The 16,721-nt window shown below is 63.2% G+C and carries 13 protein-coding genes; 2 read left to right on the forward strand and 11 right to left on the reverse strand.

Going from position 1 to position 16,721, the window contains the following annotated elements; translation table 11 throughout:
- Positions 1 to 45: 45 nt before the first annotated feature.
- The 11 genes from flhF to CAP2UW1_RS19075 form a co-directional block, all read right to left on the reverse strand.
- Entirely contained in the window at positions 46 to 1,422 is a 1,377-nt protein-coding gene (gene flhF, locus CAP2UW1_RS19025; RefSeq protein WP_015768248.1) for a flagellar biosynthesis protein FlhF, read from the reverse strand.
- The gene (gene flhA / locus CAP2UW1_RS19030) at positions 1,419 to 3,506 is read right to left on the reverse strand and encodes a flagellar biosynthesis protein FlhA (protein WP_015768249.1); all 2,088 of its coding nucleotides are present in this window, start codon (positions 3,504 to 3,506) and stop codon (positions 1,419 to 1,421) included. The genes flhF and flhA overlap by 4 nt, the downstream gene beginning before the upstream one ends.
- Positions 3,499 to 4,638 (reverse strand): flagellar biosynthesis protein FlhB, encoded by a 1,140-nt coding sequence (gene flhB, locus CAP2UW1_RS19035; protein WP_015768250.1) that lies wholly within the window; start codon positions 4,636 to 4,638, stop codon positions 3,499 to 3,501. Before flhB ends, flhA begins: the two co-directional genes overlap by 8 nt.
- Positions 4,639 to 4,812: 174 nt before the next feature.
- On the reverse strand, positions 4,813 to 6,729 hold the full coding sequence (locus CAP2UW1_RS19040) for a chemotaxis protein CheA (protein ID WP_015768251.1): 1,917 nt from the start codon (positions 6,727 to 6,729) through the stop codon (positions 4,813 to 4,815).
- 9 nt (positions 6,730 to 6,738) lie between these two features.
- Complete coding sequence (gene cheZ, locus CAP2UW1_RS19045; protein WP_015768252.1) at positions 6,739 to 7,614, reverse strand: protein phosphatase CheZ; 876 nt, start codon at positions 7,612 to 7,614, stop codon at positions 6,739 to 6,741.
- A gap of 1 nt (position 7,615) precedes the next feature.
- Positions 7,616 to 8,005, reverse strand: a complete 390-nt coding sequence (cheY, locus tag CAP2UW1_RS19050) for a chemotaxis response regulator CheY (RefSeq protein WP_015768253.1) — start codon at positions 8,003 to 8,005, stop codon at positions 7,616 to 7,618.
- A gap of 28 nt (positions 8,006 to 8,033) precedes the next feature.
- Positions 8,034 to 8,972: a chemotaxis protein gene (locus CAP2UW1_RS19055; RefSeq protein WP_015768254.1), complete on the reverse strand. Its 939-nt coding sequence runs from the start codon at positions 8,970 to 8,972 to the stop codon at positions 8,034 to 8,036.
- A 21-nt stretch (positions 8,973 to 8,993) separates the two neighbouring features.
- Complete coding sequence (locus CAP2UW1_RS19060) at positions 8,994 to 9,971, reverse strand: chemotaxis protein (RefSeq protein ID WP_015768255.1); 978 nt, start codon at positions 9,969 to 9,971, stop codon at positions 8,994 to 8,996.
- A gap of 112 nt (positions 9,972 to 10,083) precedes the next feature.
- Complete coding sequence (locus CAP2UW1_RS19065; protein ID WP_015768256.1) at positions 10,084 to 11,781, reverse strand: methyl-accepting chemotaxis protein; 1,698 nt, start codon at positions 11,779 to 11,781, stop codon at positions 10,084 to 10,086.
- Between the two features lie 365 nt (positions 11,782 to 12,146).
- The gene (gene fliW / locus CAP2UW1_RS19070; protein ID WP_015768257.1) at positions 12,147 to 12,575 is read right to left on the reverse strand and encodes a flagellar assembly protein FliW; all 429 of its coding nucleotides are present in this window, start codon (positions 12,573 to 12,575) and stop codon (positions 12,147 to 12,149) included.
- Between the two features lie 93 nt (positions 12,576 to 12,668).
- Complete coding sequence (locus CAP2UW1_RS19075) at positions 12,669 to 14,417, reverse strand: diguanylate cyclase domain-containing protein (RefSeq protein WP_199931510.1); 1,749 nt, start codon at positions 14,415 to 14,417, stop codon at positions 12,669 to 12,671.
- Positions 14,418 to 14,655: 238 nt separating this feature from the next.
- Here CAP2UW1_RS19075 and CAP2UW1_RS19080 point away from each other — a divergent pair, with 238 nt between their 5' ends.
- Positions 14,656 to 15,243, forward strand: a complete 588-nt coding sequence (locus tag CAP2UW1_RS19080; RefSeq protein ID WP_015768259.1) for a biopolymer transport protein TolA — start codon at positions 14,656 to 14,658, stop codon at positions 15,241 to 15,243.
- Positions 15,244 to 15,510: 267 nt separating this feature from the next.
- Complete coding sequence (locus CAP2UW1_RS19085; protein WP_199931511.1) at positions 15,511 to 16,716, forward strand: STAS domain-containing protein; 1,206 nt, start codon at positions 15,511 to 15,513, stop codon at positions 16,714 to 16,716.
- Positions 16,717 to 16,721: the final 5 nt, after the last annotated feature.

Consider the following 16,721-nt stretch of genomic DNA (forward strand, 5'->3'; position numbering starts at 1 on the left):
CAGCCGAAAAGGCGGCGCAACCCGGCCGCCTGGTCTCCGCGAAAGTCAGCCACATTGGCCTCCCGCCGAGCGCATGCCGGCAGCCGAGGTGGCCATCAGCAATCCTGGCTCGACGCCATCCAGACGATGCGGCGAAGTCTCCGGCAGATCCTTGAACGCGCGATGCAGCAGATAGGTGCGATTGGGCAGATGCAGATCCTCCGGCACCCGCTGCCCGTTCGAAACATAGAACAGGCGCAGCCGCTGGCGGATGATCACGTCCAGCGATGCGGCAAGGCCGGCGGCTTCGTCGACCTTGGTCAGAATGCAACCAGCGAGATGCAGGCCGCTGTAGGCACGGACGACATCATCGAGCGTATCGCCGCCGCTCGTCGCCGAGAGAAGCAATAGCGACTTGACCTTGCTATCGCCGAACATCGCCACCTGTTCGCTGACCAGGCGATCGCGCTGGCTCATGCCCATCGTGTCGATCAGCACCATGTGCTTGTGCTGGAGATCGGTCAGTGTCGTGCGCAGATCTTCGGCATCCCTGGCCAGGTGCACCGAGACACCAAGGATCCGTCCATAGATGCGCAACTGTTCGTGCGCTCCAATCCGGTAACCATCAGTCGTCACCAGCGCCAGTTTTCTGGCGCCGTGGCGCAGCACACAGCGGGCGGCCAGTTTCGCCGTGGTGGTCGTCTTGCCAACACCGGTCGGCCCAACCAGCGCATACACGCCGCCCCGGTCGACAATGTCGGTTTCGCTGTTGATGGTCAGCAGGGAACGGTCCGCCCCACCCTTGACCCAGCCCAGGGCCTGCCCGGCATCGAGATCGTGCGGCAGGTCAGCCAGCAACTCGCGCGCGAATCGCGGCGAGAAACCGGCGTCGAGCATCTGCCGCAACATCTCCGTCTTGACCGGCTCGGCACGCGCGGACTCCCCCCAGGCGAAGCCGGCGAGCTGCTGCTCGACGATCCGGCGCAGTTGGCGAATCTCGTCGATCACCGCCACCGGAACCACTTCCGCCTCTGGCTTGGCAGCACTCGCGCGGGCTGCCCGTGACGCATCGAGTGGTGGTAGCGGTCGCGCCACGAGTGGCGGCAGCGGTCGCGCGGCTGGCGGCGGCAGCGGCCGGGACGGCTGCTGGGCAGCCTGCTGCCCGGCCGTTTGCGCGGCAGCCCGCTGTGGTGACTGCGGCGGCGCCACACGCACCGGCTTCGCCTCGACGGACACTGCAGATGGGCTCTCGTTACCCCGCGGTGCCGCCTCAGGCTCCGGGATGGGCACTATCATCTCCATGTCGCGGGCGGCGACCGCCATGATCTCGACGCCCCCCGGGATGGCGCGGTTGGACAGAATGATCGCGTCCGGTCCGAGAGTTTCCTTGACCTTTCGCAACGCGTCGCGCGTCGTTGCGGCGATGAATTTCCTGACGTTCATACCCTGCCTCCGATGATCGAGGTGACCTTGATGATTCTGTTTTCAGGCACTTCGCTGTGCGCGATGACCTTCAATTGGTTGATGCTGCGCCGCAGGAAGCGGGACAACAGCGTCCGCAGACTGGCCGGGACCAGGAGGACGGATGGCAGGCCGACGCTCTCCTGGCGCTGTGCCGCGGCAACCGCTTCGCGCAGCAGCGTGTCGGCGAGCCCCGGCTCGATGCCCGCGCCATCGCCGCCTCCGGCCACCGCCTGCACGAGGACGCGTTCGAGCTGCGGATCCAGAGACATCACCTGCATTTCCGCGCCACCTGGATAGAGATCCTGGACGATCGAACGACCAAGCGCTATGCGCACCTGTGCCGTCAGCACCTCCGGATCCTGTGAACGTGGTGCGCTGTCAGCCAGCGCTTCGATGATGGTCCGCATGTCGCGAATCGGCACACTCTCCTCGAGCAGATTGCGCAGCACCTTCTGCAGTACGCCAAGCGGCATCGCCTTGGGCACCACGTCCTCGACCAGCTTGGGCATCTCCTTGGCCAGGTGATCGAGCAAGGCCTGCGTTTCCTGCCGCCCCAGAAGTTCGGCAGCATGCGAGAGGATGAGGTGGTTGAGATGCGTCGCGGTGACCGTACTCGCATCGACCACCGTATAACCATAAGCCTGTGCCTGCTCCCGCAGTGTCGGCTCGATCCAGACTGCCGGCAGGCCAAAAGCCGGGTCCCGGGTTGCCGTACCCGGAACCTGCCCGGCGACCCGACCGGGATTGATGGCCAGCAGGCTTCCCGGAAAAGCTTCTCCATCGCCGATTTCGACACCTTTGAGGAGAATCTTGTAGGCGTTTGGTTTGAGTTCCAGATTGTCGCGGATATGCACCGGCGACACCAGGAAGCCCACCTCCTGGGCGAATTTCTTGCGCAAGCCCCGTATGCGACGCAGCAGTTCGCCATCCTGCCCTTTATCGACCAGGGGTATCAGCCGATAGCCCACTTCCAGCCCGAGGACGTCAACCGGCGTCACGTCCGCCCAACTGGCCTCCTGCGCTTCCCGTGGTGCGGCCGGCGCCACCGCCACCGGCGCTGGCGCAGCACTCGTCCGCGAGCGTTTTTCGATCTTCCAGGCCATCGCCGCCAGACCAGCGGCCAGGAGCAGAAAGACGAAATTCGGCATACCCGGAATCAGGCCCAAGAGACCGATGATCGCCGCCGTCAGATAGAGCAGCTTCGCATCACTGAAGAGCTGCACCATGAACTGCTGCGAGACGTCCTGCGCATCGCCGACGCGGGTCACCACCATGCCTGCGGCAATCGAGATGATGAGCGCCGGGATCTGCGCGACCAGGCCATCGCCAATGGTCAGCAGGGTATAGGTCTTGGCGGCCGTGCCGATGTCCAGGTTGTGCTGGAGAACACCGACGAAAAGACCGCCAATGACGTTGATCAGCATGATCAGGATGCCCGCGACCGCGTCGCCGCGAACGAACTTGGATGCGCCGTCCATCGAACCGAAGAAATCCGCCTCCTCGGCAATCGTCGCGCGCCGCTTGCGGGCATCGTCTTCGCCGATCAGACCGGCGTTGAGGTCCGCGTCAATGGCCATCTGCTTGCCCGGCATGGCGTCGAGCGTGAAGCGTGCGGCGACTTCGGCGACGCGTCCGGCGCCCTTGGTGATGACCACGAAATTGATCACCACCAGAATCGTGAACACTACCAGTCCCACGGCATAGTTGCCGCCCACCAGGAAGTGTCCGAACGCCTCGATGACGCGGCCGGCGGCACCGGGACCCGTATGTCCCTCGAGCAGGACGACGCGCGTCGACGCGACGTTGAGAGACAGGCGCAGCAGCGTCGTCACCAGCAGCACCGTCGGAAAGACGGAAAAATCGAGCGGCTTGATGACGCTCATCGCGACCAGCATGACGATGACCGAAATGGCGATATTGAAGGTGAAGAAGAGATCCAGGACAAACGCCGGCAGCGGCAGGACCATCATCGCCAGGATCAGCAGGATCAGGACCGGGCCGGCCAGTTGCCGCTGGCCAAAGCGAACGAACACATCCTGGAGGACCATGCTCGCGCTAGCCATTCAGGGCCTCCGGGAGCAGGTCTGCGGGGACGGCGATGGTCTGCGGTGGCAGCGGCTGACTGCCTCCGGTCTGGCGCCAGGCGGTCAACTGATAGACATACGCCAGCACTTCGGCGACAGCCGCGTAAAGCCCTGCCGGGATCTCCCGATCGAGTTCGACGTGGCGATGCAGGGCTCTCGCCAACGGCGCCGCTTCGATCATCGGAATCCCGTTCTCCGCGCCGACCTGGCGTATCTTGAGGGCCACCTCGCCCATTCCCTTGGCCAGCACCTTGGGCGCCCGCATGCCGCTGCTGTAGGCCAGGGCCACCGCATAGTGAGTCGGATTGGTTACGATCACGTCGGCGGCCGGTACCGCCGCCATCATTCGCTTGCGTGCCGCCTCCCGCTGCAACTGGCGGATGCGACCCTTGATCTCCGGGTTACCCTCCAGTTCCTTGCTTTCCTGCTTGACTTCCTGGCGACTCATCTTGAGCTTGTCATGGTACTGCCACAACTGGAAGGGAACGTCGATGGCAACGATCAGCAGCATCGCCGAGACGATGGCCAGAAAGCTGAAACTGAGCAAGTGGCCGGCACTCACCAGGCCAAGCTGGCCCGATTGCGCGAACATGGCGAGCAGATCGCCACGCTCGCTCCACAGGACGCCGACGGCAACCCCGCCGACGAGCAGGGCCTTGGCGACTGCCTTGACCAACTCCGCCAGTCCACTCCAGGAAACGAGCCGCGACAAGCCTTTCAGCGGATCCAGGCGAGACAGGTCCGGCTGCAGTGCCTTGGCGGAAAAGTTCCAGCTGCCGACAAAAAATGGCGACAGCAGGGCGGCGACAAGCAGCGCCACGAACAAGGGGGCGACCGACAGCAAGGCGTCGGCCGACAGGTCGGCCAGGCGAACCAACACCAACTGCGGCTCACGCGTCAGGCCGTGATCGAAAGCCAGACCTCGCCGGAAAACCGCGGCCATCCGCTGCACCATCCAAGGACCGATGAACCAGAACGCCGCCGCCGCAACGATCAGAATCAGGAACGCGCCAACCTCGCGCGAACGAGGGACCTGCCCCTCCTCGCGCGCCCTTTCGAGGCGTCTTGCCGACGCCGGTTCGGTTCTTTCGAGGTCGCTTTCCTCAGCCATTTCGAGCTTCCAGTGTACTCGAGGCTATTATAGGAAAAAACCATAAAAAATAGAGTCGTATGTGGGTTTATTTAGACGGATTCTTGGATAGTGGCAGAAGAGCAACAGTTGTTGCGGCAACCCAAAAAAACAGGGAGCCGCGGCTCCCTGGGTAGCTGGGTTCGCCAAGGTGCTTCAGCCAAAGAACTCCAGCGCCCGCGCATGGCCGGTGCGCGCATCGCGATCCGTTAGGGAGGCCAGATCGGAGAGCAATTCCTTCATGTCCAGGATCAGGACGATCTGCCCGTTGGAGAGCGTCGTCACACCGGCGACGCCGCGCGGACGGAAATCGTCGAGCGCCTTGATCACCGCGTCATCACGTCCGGCAAAGTTGTCGACGGCGAGAATCAGACTGCGCTCCGTGGTCTGCATCAGGACGCCATACTCGGGCCGTTGCACCTGCGGCCAGCCGAGCAAACGCGAGAGGGCGATCACCGGCAGGATTTCGCCGCGCACGACCAGGGTTTCCTTGCCGCCGACTTCCTGCATCCGCGCATGATCGATCGGCAGGATCTCCCTGACCATCGACAGCGGCAGCGCAAACGGCTGATCGCCCAGCAAAACCAGCAGAACCGGCAGGATGGCCAGCGTCAGCGGCAGCGAGATGACGAACACCGAACCCTTGCCAGGCTCGGAGCGGATCTCGATCGAGCCATTGAGCTTCTGAATGTTCGTCTTGACGACATCCATGCCGACGCCGCGGCCCGATACCGCCGATGCCTGAGCCATCGTCGAGAAGCCGGGGAGGAAGATCAGGTTGAGGCTCTGCCGTTCATCAAGGGTATTGGCTTCCTCTTCGCTGATGATGTTCTTTTCGATCGCCTTCGCCCTGATCCGCTCGGGACTCATGCCGCGACCGTCGTCGGCAATGATCAACACGATGTGGTCGCCCTCCTGCCGCGCTTCCAGACGAACAATGCTCTTCACCTGCTTGCCGGCGGCCAGGCGCTCCTCCTGCGACTCGACGCCATGGTCGACCGCATTGCGGATCAGGTGAATGAGGGGATCGGCCAAATCCTCAATCATCGTCTTGTCTACTTCGGTCTCTTCCCCGACCAGCGCCAGTTCGACATCCTTGCCCAACTGTCGCGCCAGATCCCGGGCAATCCGCGGGTACTTCTGGAACAAGCGACCGATCGGCTGCATCCGTGTCTTCATCACGGAATTCTGCAAATCGGACACCAGCAGATCGAGTTGGCTGACCGCCTGATCGAGAGCCTGCAGCGTTTCGGTATCGGTTCTGCCGGCGAGAATATCCGCGCGCAGGCTGGTCAAGCGATTCTTGGTCAGACCGATCTCGCCGGACAGGTTGAGCACCTGATCCAGCCGCGCCGTGTCGACCCGGATGGTGGTCTCGCGTGCAGCCGCCTTCTCGTCAGCTCGCCGACCCGAGGGCGCACCGCTGACCGCAGCACCCGGCTTGTCCGTGGAGCGGCGTCCTTCGGGCGGGAAATGCGGCTGCAGCCCGGCCGTCTCATGCGCAGGCGTCGGCGCGGCCGGCGCCGCTACGGCCGGAAGCGCCGCCGGCCGACCGGTCAGTGCCCCATGCAGCGCTTGCCAGTCAGGGCCATCGGCTGGAACATTGGCCGTCGGCGCGGGCACCGGTGCTGGCGTCCCGGTCGCCGGCGTGGGAGCCGGAGAATCGGGCTTCCCCTCGACTTCACCTTCGAGCGCGGCACGCAGGGTAGCCGCCACGTCCGCGGGTGCAGGTTCCGGCTGTCTGCCCTGGGCGATCACCGCAAACATGTTGCGCACACCCTGGGTAGCCGCCATGATGGTATCCATCAAGGCCGGCGTCAGCGTCATCTGGGCATTCCTCAGCTTGTCGAAGAGATTCTCGGTCAGATGACAGAGCTTGACCAGTTCGACGGCGTTGAGAAAACCGGCCCCACCCTTGATCGTGTGAAAGCCACGAAAGATCTCGTTGAGCAAGCGATGATCATCGGGACTCCGCTCGAGATCAACGAGCTTGTTGTCGACGTCCGACAGCAGATCACCGGCTTCTTGCAGAAAATCCTGCAGCAGGTCTTCCATCCCGGCAAAATCACTCATCGTAAGCTCCTAGAATCCCAGGCTGCCAAGCAGGTCGTCGACCTGCTGCTGCGACGCAACGACGTCACTACGCCCGTCGGCGTTGATCACCGGCCCGTTGAGCAGACTGATCACCGAGTCGGTTCGCCGTTCGCCGGGCATGGTCTCGATCAGCACCCCCATCAGCTCCGCCTCCAGTTCCTGGGCGACGGCGATGATCTTCTTGATCACTTGCCCGGTAAGATCCTGGAAGTCCTGCGCCATCATGATCTCGAGCAGTTGCGCCTTGGTCGCCGCGGTCTTCTCGGGCAGGCCCTGCTTGAGAAAAGATCGAGTCTCCTCGGCCAGACGCTTGAAGTCCTCGACGCCGATCTGATTGGCGAACAGCGCGTCCCACTTCGCCGCCAGAGCGGCCGACCCGGACTCCAAAGCCTCCTGCAGAGGGTTGGCAATGTCCGTCGCATTGAGAACCTTGCACGCCGCCTGCTCGGTCAGGTTGGCGACATAGGTAAGCCGGTCCCGGGTGTCCGGTATGGCCGCTACAGTGCTTTCCAGGAGTTCGTGGTAACCGAGTTGACCGAGCGTGTCGTGCAGTTGCCTTGCCATTTGCCCCACGCGATGGAAGACCTTGTCCTGACCCGGCCACGAATCGCCAGCCTCGGACGCGTCAGCGCCACTGTCGGCAGGTTTCGGGGCGCGCGTCGCGGCAACCGAATCGAACAGGGCCTGCAACTCGTCATTGTCGTCCAGATCGCCGCCACCTTCCCGCAACTGCTGAATCACCGACGGTCTCTGCGGCAAGGGTACCGCCGGTGCCGGTGCGGCCGTGACGCTGATTCCCGAGGCAATGCTGTCGAAGAGATCCTCGAGATCCTTCGAATCACCAGACATGTTGGCGTCGCTCATTTCAGCCACCCATCTTGTCAAAAATCTTCTGCAGTTTCTCCGCCAGAGTCGCGGCCGTGAATGGCTTGACGATGTAACCGCTGGCCCCGGCCCCGGCGGCGGCGATGATGTTTTCGCGCTTGGCTTCGGCGGTGATCATCAGGACCGGCAGGTGCTTGAGCGCCGGTGACTGGCGGATTGCCTGCAGGAGTTGCAGGCCGTCCATATTCGGCATGTTCCAGTCGGTGACGACGAACTGGAATGAATCGTTCTGCAGCTTCTGCAGCGCCATCACGCCGTCTTCGGCCTCGTCGACGTTGGCGAAGCCCAGTTCCTTGAGGAGATTCCTGACGATACGGCGCATCGTCGAAAAATCATCCACCACGAGAATCCTCATCTTTGGATCAGCCATTCTTCACTCCCGGTTGCATTTTGTCCTTTCAGCGCTCGAGCCAGGGGCGCAGCGTGTCGGCAAGGATCTCGGCGTCGAATTTGGCGACGTAGGCGTCGACGCCAACCGTTTTCCCCATCGCGTGATTGGCCTGCGACGACAGCGACGAATGCATGACCACGGGAATTCCCGCAAAGCGTGCGTCGCCCTTGATGTTCTTGGTGAGCACATAGCCGTCCATCTCCGGCATCTCGGCGTCGACCAGGATCAGGCGGATCTCGTCGCGCACTGCCCGGCCAGTCTGCGCAGCATGGGCGGCGATTGCCTGGAGGCGGCTCCAGGCTTCCGCGCCATTGGTGGCATGCTTGTGCTTGACGCCGAGCTTGTCGAGAACCTCGCCGATCTTGCGTCGGGCAACAATCGAATCATCGGCGAAAAATATGCTCAGATCCTCAGCGATGTTGACCGGCGGGATATCGACGATGATCGCCTCGCCGAAGGCATTCGCCAGGATCTGCTCGACATCGAGAATCGAGACCAGATTGCCGTCGTCGAGCTCGGTAATCGCCGTGATCAGACCCTGATTGGTCGACAAGACGCTTTCGGGAGCCTTGACCTTCTCCCAATCCACGCGAATGATCCGGTCCACTTCATGCACCAGAAAACCCAGCGTGCGCTTGGAGTATTCGGCGACCATCATCGTCTTGCCATACTCATGCGGTTGATCCTGATGCTCGAGAAACGAAATCAACGAGAGGACCGGTATGACGTTGCCACGCAGGGATATCAGGCCTTCGACGCCGCGCGGCATGTTCGGCGTCTTGGTGATGTGCGGTGTCCGCCCGACCTCGCGCACCTTGAAGACGTTGATCCCGAACGTCTCGCGCGTACCGAGGGAGAACAGCAGGATCTCCATCTTGTTCGAACCGGCAAGCCGCGTCCGTGCGTCCACGCCCTCGAGCAGGTTTTTCTTTTCAGCCAAATCCATCTTGTCGCTCCCGAGAAATCCCTAGGTCAGGTCCGCTGGCAACGCCGGCACGGTACCCACCAGCAGCCTGCGCGTCAGCGTTTCCGACAAGCGCTGCGGTTCGAATTTTGGCACATACTCATCGACGCCGACGGACTTGCCCAGTTGCTGGTTGGACATCCCGGACAACGACGAATGCATGATCACGGGTACGCCGACGAAACGCGGATCGGACTTGATCCTCTTGGTCAGAATGTAGCCATCCATCTCCGGCATTTCGATGTCGGTGAGGACGAGACTGATCAGGTCGGTGACTTTCTGGCCGGACGCCTGCGCGTAGGCCGCCACCTTCTCCAGTTCATCCCAGGCTTCGCGGCCGTTGATCGCTGCCTGCGACTTCACGCCCATGGCGTCCAGAGTGCGCTGGATCTGCTTGCGTGCCACCGTCGAGTCGTCGGCAAAGAAGACCGTCAGGCCCGGATGATCGAGCGGCTTGATATTGCGGTAAACGCTCTCGTCGTCGTAGTTGGTCGTTTCCGACAAAATCTTCTCGACGTCCATCAGCATCACCAGGCGACCGTCAGGCAATTCGGTGACCGCCGTTACCAGGCCACCCATCTCGGCCAGGAGCATCGCCGGCGGCACCCGCATCTGACTCCAGTCGAGACGCAGAATGGTATCCACCCCCTCGACCAGAAAACCCTGCGTATGCCCGGCGTATTCGGTGACGATCATGATCGAGCGAGGGGTCTGCGTATCGACGCCGGCATAACGGGCAAGATCGACGACCGGGACCAGCGCGCCGCGCAGGCTGACCATCCCTTCGACCGACGGAGGCATCTCGGGCGCCGCAGTGATCGGCGGCGTGCGCATCACCTCACGAACCTTGAAAACATTGATCCCGAAGGTTTCGCGTCGGCCTGTGCGGGCGTCGGTCCCGAGCATGAACAGCAGAATCTCCAGCTTGTTGGTACCCGCCAGCTTCGTGCGAGCATCGATATTCTTCAGTAGATCGGACATTTCTCTTTTCCCTCGCAGCGAAAGCCGCAGCAGCGTCTCTCAAGACATCTTAATCCAAACAGGCACCGCTGCGTACTGATGGCACGCTGCACGTGCAGCGCCGCACGCCGGTTCACATCGCGGTCTGGTAGCCAATCCGGAAGCCACCCCAATGGCGACCCTTGACATAGATCGGTGCCGAGATGTCGTGCAGCACCTCGCCGGTATCGCGCCGGTAGGTCTGCAGGAGGAACGGCTGCCGGTGCGTGCCGCAACGTTTGCCGACCGGGTCATCGAAGACCCGCTTGGTGCGGTTGTTCACGAAATCGACCTTTTCATTGCCGGTCAGCGGCTGCGAGAATCTCCGGTTGTGAGTCGGCACATAGCCGTTGCGGTCGATGCAGATGGCGTAGGTCAGCCAGTTGTGTTGCGCTACCAGATTCTCCTGCAGCGGCGCGATGGCTTGATCGGTGTAGTCGTCGAAACGGGTCTTGAACTTCGCCGGCCGGGTATTGGGAATCGGCTGGTATCGGTCGTCGAAGAGATCGTCGATCTTGATTCTCCCCGCGTCGATCGCCTGCTCGAAGATCCGCGCCACGCCCAACGCGGCCTGGCCAACGATCTCGGGCATTCTGGCGTGCGTAGCGACGGCCTGCTCGCCGGCCTGGCCGAGCTTGAAGACGTTGCTGATCTCGCGCAGGTTCTCGGCCAGACACTGAACGTGGTCAACGGCGACCAGCGCCTGCTCCGTAACCGCGTTGTTCGTTTCCGCCATTTCGCGGATGCGGCCCACATGCTCGGCAATGCTCTGCCCCGTACGACCCTGCTGACCAACCGAGGCCGCAATCGCCTCGACCTTTTCCATCGTCTCGCGCGCACCACTATTGATACGCTCGAGCGACTGCGCCGCCTGCCGGGCGAGTTCGGCGCCATTGCGGGCCTGCCCGGTGCCGGCTTCGATACTGGTGATGGCGCTCTCCGTCTCGCCCTGGATGGCGCCAATCATCTGACTGATTTCGCCGGTTGCCTGCGCCGTGCGTTCAGCAAGTTTGCGCACTTCATCGGCAACCACCGCGAAGCCGCGCCCCTGGTCACCGGCGCGAGCCGCCTCGATCGCGGCATTGAGCGCCAGCAGGTTGGTCTGGTCGGCGATCTCGCGAATCGTCTGGACGATTCCACTGATCGCTTTCGAGCGTTCGCCGAGCGCACATACCACCCGCGCCGACTGCGTCACCGAGGCGGCAATCCGCTCCATTTCCGCCGCCGCGCTGTGCACGATCTGCATGCCCTCGGTCGACAGGCTGTTCGATGTCTCCGAAATCCCGGCCGTTTCGCTGGCATTCCGACTGACCTGATTCATGTTCTCGGTCAATTCACCCATCGCGCTGGCCGTCGCCAGCGCCGCGTCACGTTGCTGCTTCGAGCCCGAGGCCACCCGCTTCGAGTCGTCGATCAGCTGTCCGGAAGCATTGGCGACTTCGACCGAGTTGAAGAGCACCTTGCCGACGATGGTCGCAAAGCTCCCGATCAGGCGGTTGAAGTCGGCGGCCAGCGCAGCGATTTCGTCCTTTCCTTCGACGATTGCCCGACGTGTCAGGTCACCGTCGGCATACATCGTGGCAATCACGCGTTGCAGCCGTTTCAGACGGCCGACCACGCTCATCTCGAGGAAAGCGGCGAGCACGACGGTAACCACCGCCAGAAGCCCTAGCGCCGCCAGCCAGCCGTAGAGGCCGCCACCGAAGACGCCATTCCCCAACCAGCCAAGCAGCGCCGCCGCGGCCACCTGCAGGGCCAGTGCCGCACGCATCCTCCAGGCTACTCCGCTCATCGCCAGTTCCTCCTCGTCAGTGGTCGTCCCTCGTTGTATTTCTTCTCATAAGAAACGTATACGGCATGCGGCGGCGAATCTTTAGGCCACGCGGGCCGACAGGCTGGCGAGATTCCTCGCCGCAAGGGCGTGCGCGGTCAACGACCCGCGAATGCCGCCGGCAGCGATTCATGGTTGGTGGCCGGCGCCATCTGCCCACGCATGATCACCGAGTCGAGGGATGGGCAACGACAGTCGCCGAGCGCCAAGCAGATCCTCGCGCCAATGCCATAGTCCACGCTGGCGCGATGCGCGAATGGCCTCAGCCATGATCGCGAATCTGGCACCGCAAGCCCAGGCTGTGGCCGACTGTCGACACGTCGCAATCAGCGGGCACGATAGAGCAGCGTCGGATGAACTTCCTGCAGGACCTTCTGCATCGCCCGGCGGTTGATTGGGTTCAGAATGATCGGCGAACGCGTGTTGGCGGCGATCTTCCCGCCCTCCGCCTCGTCGCGATAGACGATGACCACCACCACTGCATCCTCAGCCCTCTCCAGGCCAAGCAGAGCACAGTCGGTATCGGCGAGTTCGATCTGGTATTCGAGATCGAGCGTCTCCGGCGCCACGATTGGGAACATCACCGACGGATCGTCGAGCGACTGCAACCAGAAGACGGTCGGCTTGCCTTCCTCGTGGAAAACCTTGAAACGCTTGCAGTCGACAAAGCCCGCGACTCCGTCGGCAAACGTGAATACGGTCTCCGGATCAACCGGCACATCCTTGAGACCGAAGTGTTCGATATCGATTTTCATCTGACCCCCCGAACGGCAGCTTCAACCGGCCACCAAGTACACCAATTTAACCCGATTCCGGGCGCAGCAGCAATCCGAGCCGCCTTGGGACGCTCATGCCTCGTCAGCGGCGGAGGCCGGCAGACAGCAGCCGCGACCCGCTTGCTTGGCCAAGTACATTGCCCGATCGGCGGATTGCAGCAGGTGCTGGGTGTCGTCGCCATCTTGCGGCCACAGGGCGACGCCAACGCTGGCGCCGACCTGGATGTCGTGCGCTCCGATGTGCAGGGGCTGGCTGAGAACGGCGATGATCTTCGCGCCGATGGCCAGCGCCTGATGCTGGTCGAGCACACCCTCGACAACGACGACGAATTCGTCGCCACCGAGGCGGGCAACGACGTCCGAGACGCGAACACATTCCTGCAGGCGTGGGGCGATCACTTCGAGCAGGCGGTCGCCGACAGCGTGACCGTAAGTGTCGTTCACCGGTTTGAAGCCGTCGAGATCGATCATCAGCACCGCGAACGTTTCGCCGCCGCGTTTCCCGCGCGCGATGCTCCGCCGCAGTTCGTCGTAGAGCAGCGAGCGGTTGGCCAGGCCGGTCAACGGATCGTGATGCGCCAGCTTGCGCAGTTCGGCCTCACTCTGCCGCAGGCGCTCGTTGGCTTCGGCCAGTTCGGCAGTGCGCCGCACAACCCGTTGTTCAAGTGTTCTCTCCGACTGCTGCAGGGCGTCCATCGCCGCCACCTTGGCCCGTAGCGCTTCGGCCTGCGCGAGTTCCTTTTCACGCCGCACGACATGAATCCGGTCGGCCAGAGCGAACGACAGGAGCAACATTTCCAGTGCCGATCCGACCGGCATCGCATACAGCGTCAGCAGGTTGCTCGGCAACCAGTTGAGTGTGCGCAGGGCGATCATGGCCACGCCGAGGAGCAGCAGACTCCAGGCGACCAGGAACAGGCGCGCACCGGGCTGCGCACGCGCGGCGCAGAGACCGGCCGTGACAACCGCGGTTACTGCGAACGCCGTGCCGAGCAGCGCCGTCGCGATTCCCGCCGGCCGATAGGCGTAGAAGATCGCGGTCAGCGCGGTCAGCAGGAAACCGATCTGCAAGGCGTGAATCCAGCGGTGGAGCACAGGTGTCGTCTGTTTCGTACCCAGGAACATCTGCGTGAAAAGCGCGCCAAAGTAGGCCGCAAGGCAATAGCCGAGCGGCAGCGCGACGTGTCCCCAGGTAGGCCAGTCGGGCCAGAGAAACTGGTTGGCCAGCCCGAACATCGACGACTGTCCGATGACCATGGCGGCAGCAAAGGCAACGTAGACCAGGTAGATCGATTCGCGCAGCGAGACGTAGAGCAGCAGGTTGTACAGACCCAGCGCCAGCAGCATGCCGAAGTAGATGGCGAGGATGGTATAGACGACCTGATCGTTGCCATGCAGGGCGGCGGGTGACCACAGCGTCACCGGAAGCGTCAGGCTGCCGCTCGAGGCGATGCGCACATGCACGCGCTGCTCGCTGCCGGCAAGCAGGTCCAGCGGAAAGACGAAGTTGCGGTGTGTGAACGGTCGCGCCGAAAATGGCTGCAGATCGCCGGCGTCCTGTCGCCGTCGGACGTCGCCATGGTCGGCAAACACGGCCAACTGATCCAGTGAAGGGTAGGCGATCTCCAGCAGCCAGCGCCTGGCCGCGCCCGCTTCGGGCGCGAACGTCATGCGCAGCCAGTAGGCGGAAGCCGAATAGCCGAAATTGAGGTCGCCGCTGCCGGCGACGTAGCGGAACCGGCTGGCGATCTCCGGCTGCTCGACGTCACTGATGGTCAACTGTCCGTCCGGATCCTCGAGAACCTCGATGAAAGGACGCAACGCAACCTCGGTCGTCGTTGGTCCGATCCGAACCTGAGCCGAGACCGGGCTGGAAGCGAAGTTGGCCAGGAGCGTCAAGAGGAGCCAGAGGGCGCACAACGCCAGCCTTGGGCCGGGAAGATGTGCCGGGGAACCCGCCTCGACTATAGTGTACGGGTGTTTGCGGTGGGCGGGCCGGCGCGCTGGCTGGTGCCCTGCCATCAGGCAAGTCCACTGGCAGGTGTGAGAGGAGGATTCAATGCGAGGTTGTCGAGTGCTGGCTGTGTCGGTGTGGATGAGTTGTGCGGCCTGGGCTGAGTCCACGCCGCCGCCTGAGGTTCCGCAAACGCTCGAACAGGCGAGCGCGCAGCGCGAGCGCGCCAAAGCGATGCGCGCCGAGGCCGAGCGTCAACAGAAGGAGGCCCAGGACCGATGCTACAGCAAGTTCCTGGTCAACGATTGTCTTGCCGCCGCCAAGAAGCGCTACACGGAGGCGATCGTCGAAGCGCGCCGGCTCGATCAGCCGGCGCGCGATTTCGAGCGTGAAGCGAAGAGGCAGGAGCTCGCCGCGAAAGAGGGGCAACACGCGGCGGATCTGCCACTGCGCGAAGGCCAGCAGAAAGAGCGCGCCGAGATCTACCGAGCCGACGAGGCCGCCAAGGCCGCGGCGCGCGAACAGAAGCTGGCCGACAAGGCCCGGAAGGCCGAGGAGGGACGAAGAAAGGCCGTGGCGGAGCAAGCCAGCCGGCAAGCCAAGCTCGACAAGCGGGCCAAGCAGGATGCCGAGCGGTCGGCGAAGAAGACTGCCGACGAACAGCGCAAGGCGGCCGCCGGACCAGCCGGTTGACGCGATGCCCGGTCGCCCCGGCCGGGCATCGTTGCCAGGCGTTCGTGGAGAACCAGCGGCAAGGATTTCTGCCTGACCGAGCTTGCGTACGGGGACGTCGTGACGCACGCGCAGGCATGGTGCTACTGCCTGAAGGGCGGGCCGTCGCTTGGCCGCATTCAAATTGCAGTGTGTCGGGCGATGTGTTAAAAGACGAGTTTATCGCGAATCTATCCGCAATCCTTCACGCCGATGGTATTTTCGTTTTTCAAGAAGCCGGAAAAGAAGATGACGGCGAGGCCAGCCGCCGTTCCGCGCGCGCGCGAGGAGACGCGCTCGGCGCCGGGCGGAGTGCCTGACGACAAGCTCAAGCCGCCCGCAACCCGCCCGCCCGCAGGGCTGGCGCGCGGGGATATCCCGTTCGCCAGCCCGGTCGTGCAGCCTGACGAGCCGCCACTCGAACTGAGCGAATTCATCTTCAGTGAGGTGGCGACCGAGTATCAGGTCGAAGCCGAGGTTGATCCGATCGATGCCGACGCCGAAGAGGCAGCGATGCTGTATGCGAATGGCCAGGATCGGGCGGTACGCTCACTGCTGGAGAAGTCGACGCGCCTCTACCGTTCCGGCGCGGGTGAGCGCCTCTGGCTGATGCTCTTCGATTTCTTCCGGCTGACGGGCCAGAAGGCCGCTTTTGAGGCGCTCGAGATCGAGTACGCGCAAGCCTTCGAGAAATCGCCGCCTGGCTGGCGGGAGGCGGCTGCCGTATCGCCCGCGCGCACCAGGGCGGCGGGAACTGTGTTGTTCAAGGGCGAGTTGACTGGCGACAACGATGCTGGGTTTGAGGCAGCGCGTCAGGCAATCGAGAAGAACCCGCAGCTTCGACTCGACCTGGCGAAGGTGCGTCGTCTGGATGCGGCCGGCTGCGAGCGGTTTCTCCTGCTGCTTCAGCAGGCACGCAGAAGTCGTCGCGAGATCGAGTTGCTGAGTCGGGACTACATCTCCGCGCTGCTTGACAGCCGGGTGGTACCCGGTTGTGCGGAGGACCGCGGCTGCTGGCTGCTGAAACTCGAATTCTGCCAGCTAAGGGGGCAACTCGAGGCCTTCGAGGAGGTGGCGATCAACTACGCCGTGACTTTCGAGATTTCGCCGCCATCTTGGGAGCCTGAGCGGGTGCAGGCGGGCGAACAGACACCGCTGCAATTGGCGGTAGCGGATGAACTGGTGACTGAGGTGTACGTGGTCAAGGGTGACGTCAAAGCGTCGCGCTTTGCCGACCTGCTCGCCTACGCAGCGGCGAACGATCCGGTCCTGATCGACTGCGCGGCAGTCACGCGCATGGATTTCCTCAGTGCCGGAGCCCTGCTCAACGTGCTGGCGACGGTCAAGCGCACGGGCAGGCAGATCATCTTCCGCCACCCCAACCACCTGCTTGCCGAGTTGTTTCGCGTCGTCGGTCTGAAGAACGTCGCCGAAATCGTTCTCGCCAGAAACTGATCAAA

Origin of the sequence: Candidatus Accumulibacter phosphatis, from assembly GCF_000024165.1 — a bacterium.
GTDB classification, from domain to species: Bacteria; Pseudomonadota; Gammaproteobacteria; order Burkholderiales; family Rhodocyclaceae; genus Accumulibacter; species Accumulibacter phosphatis.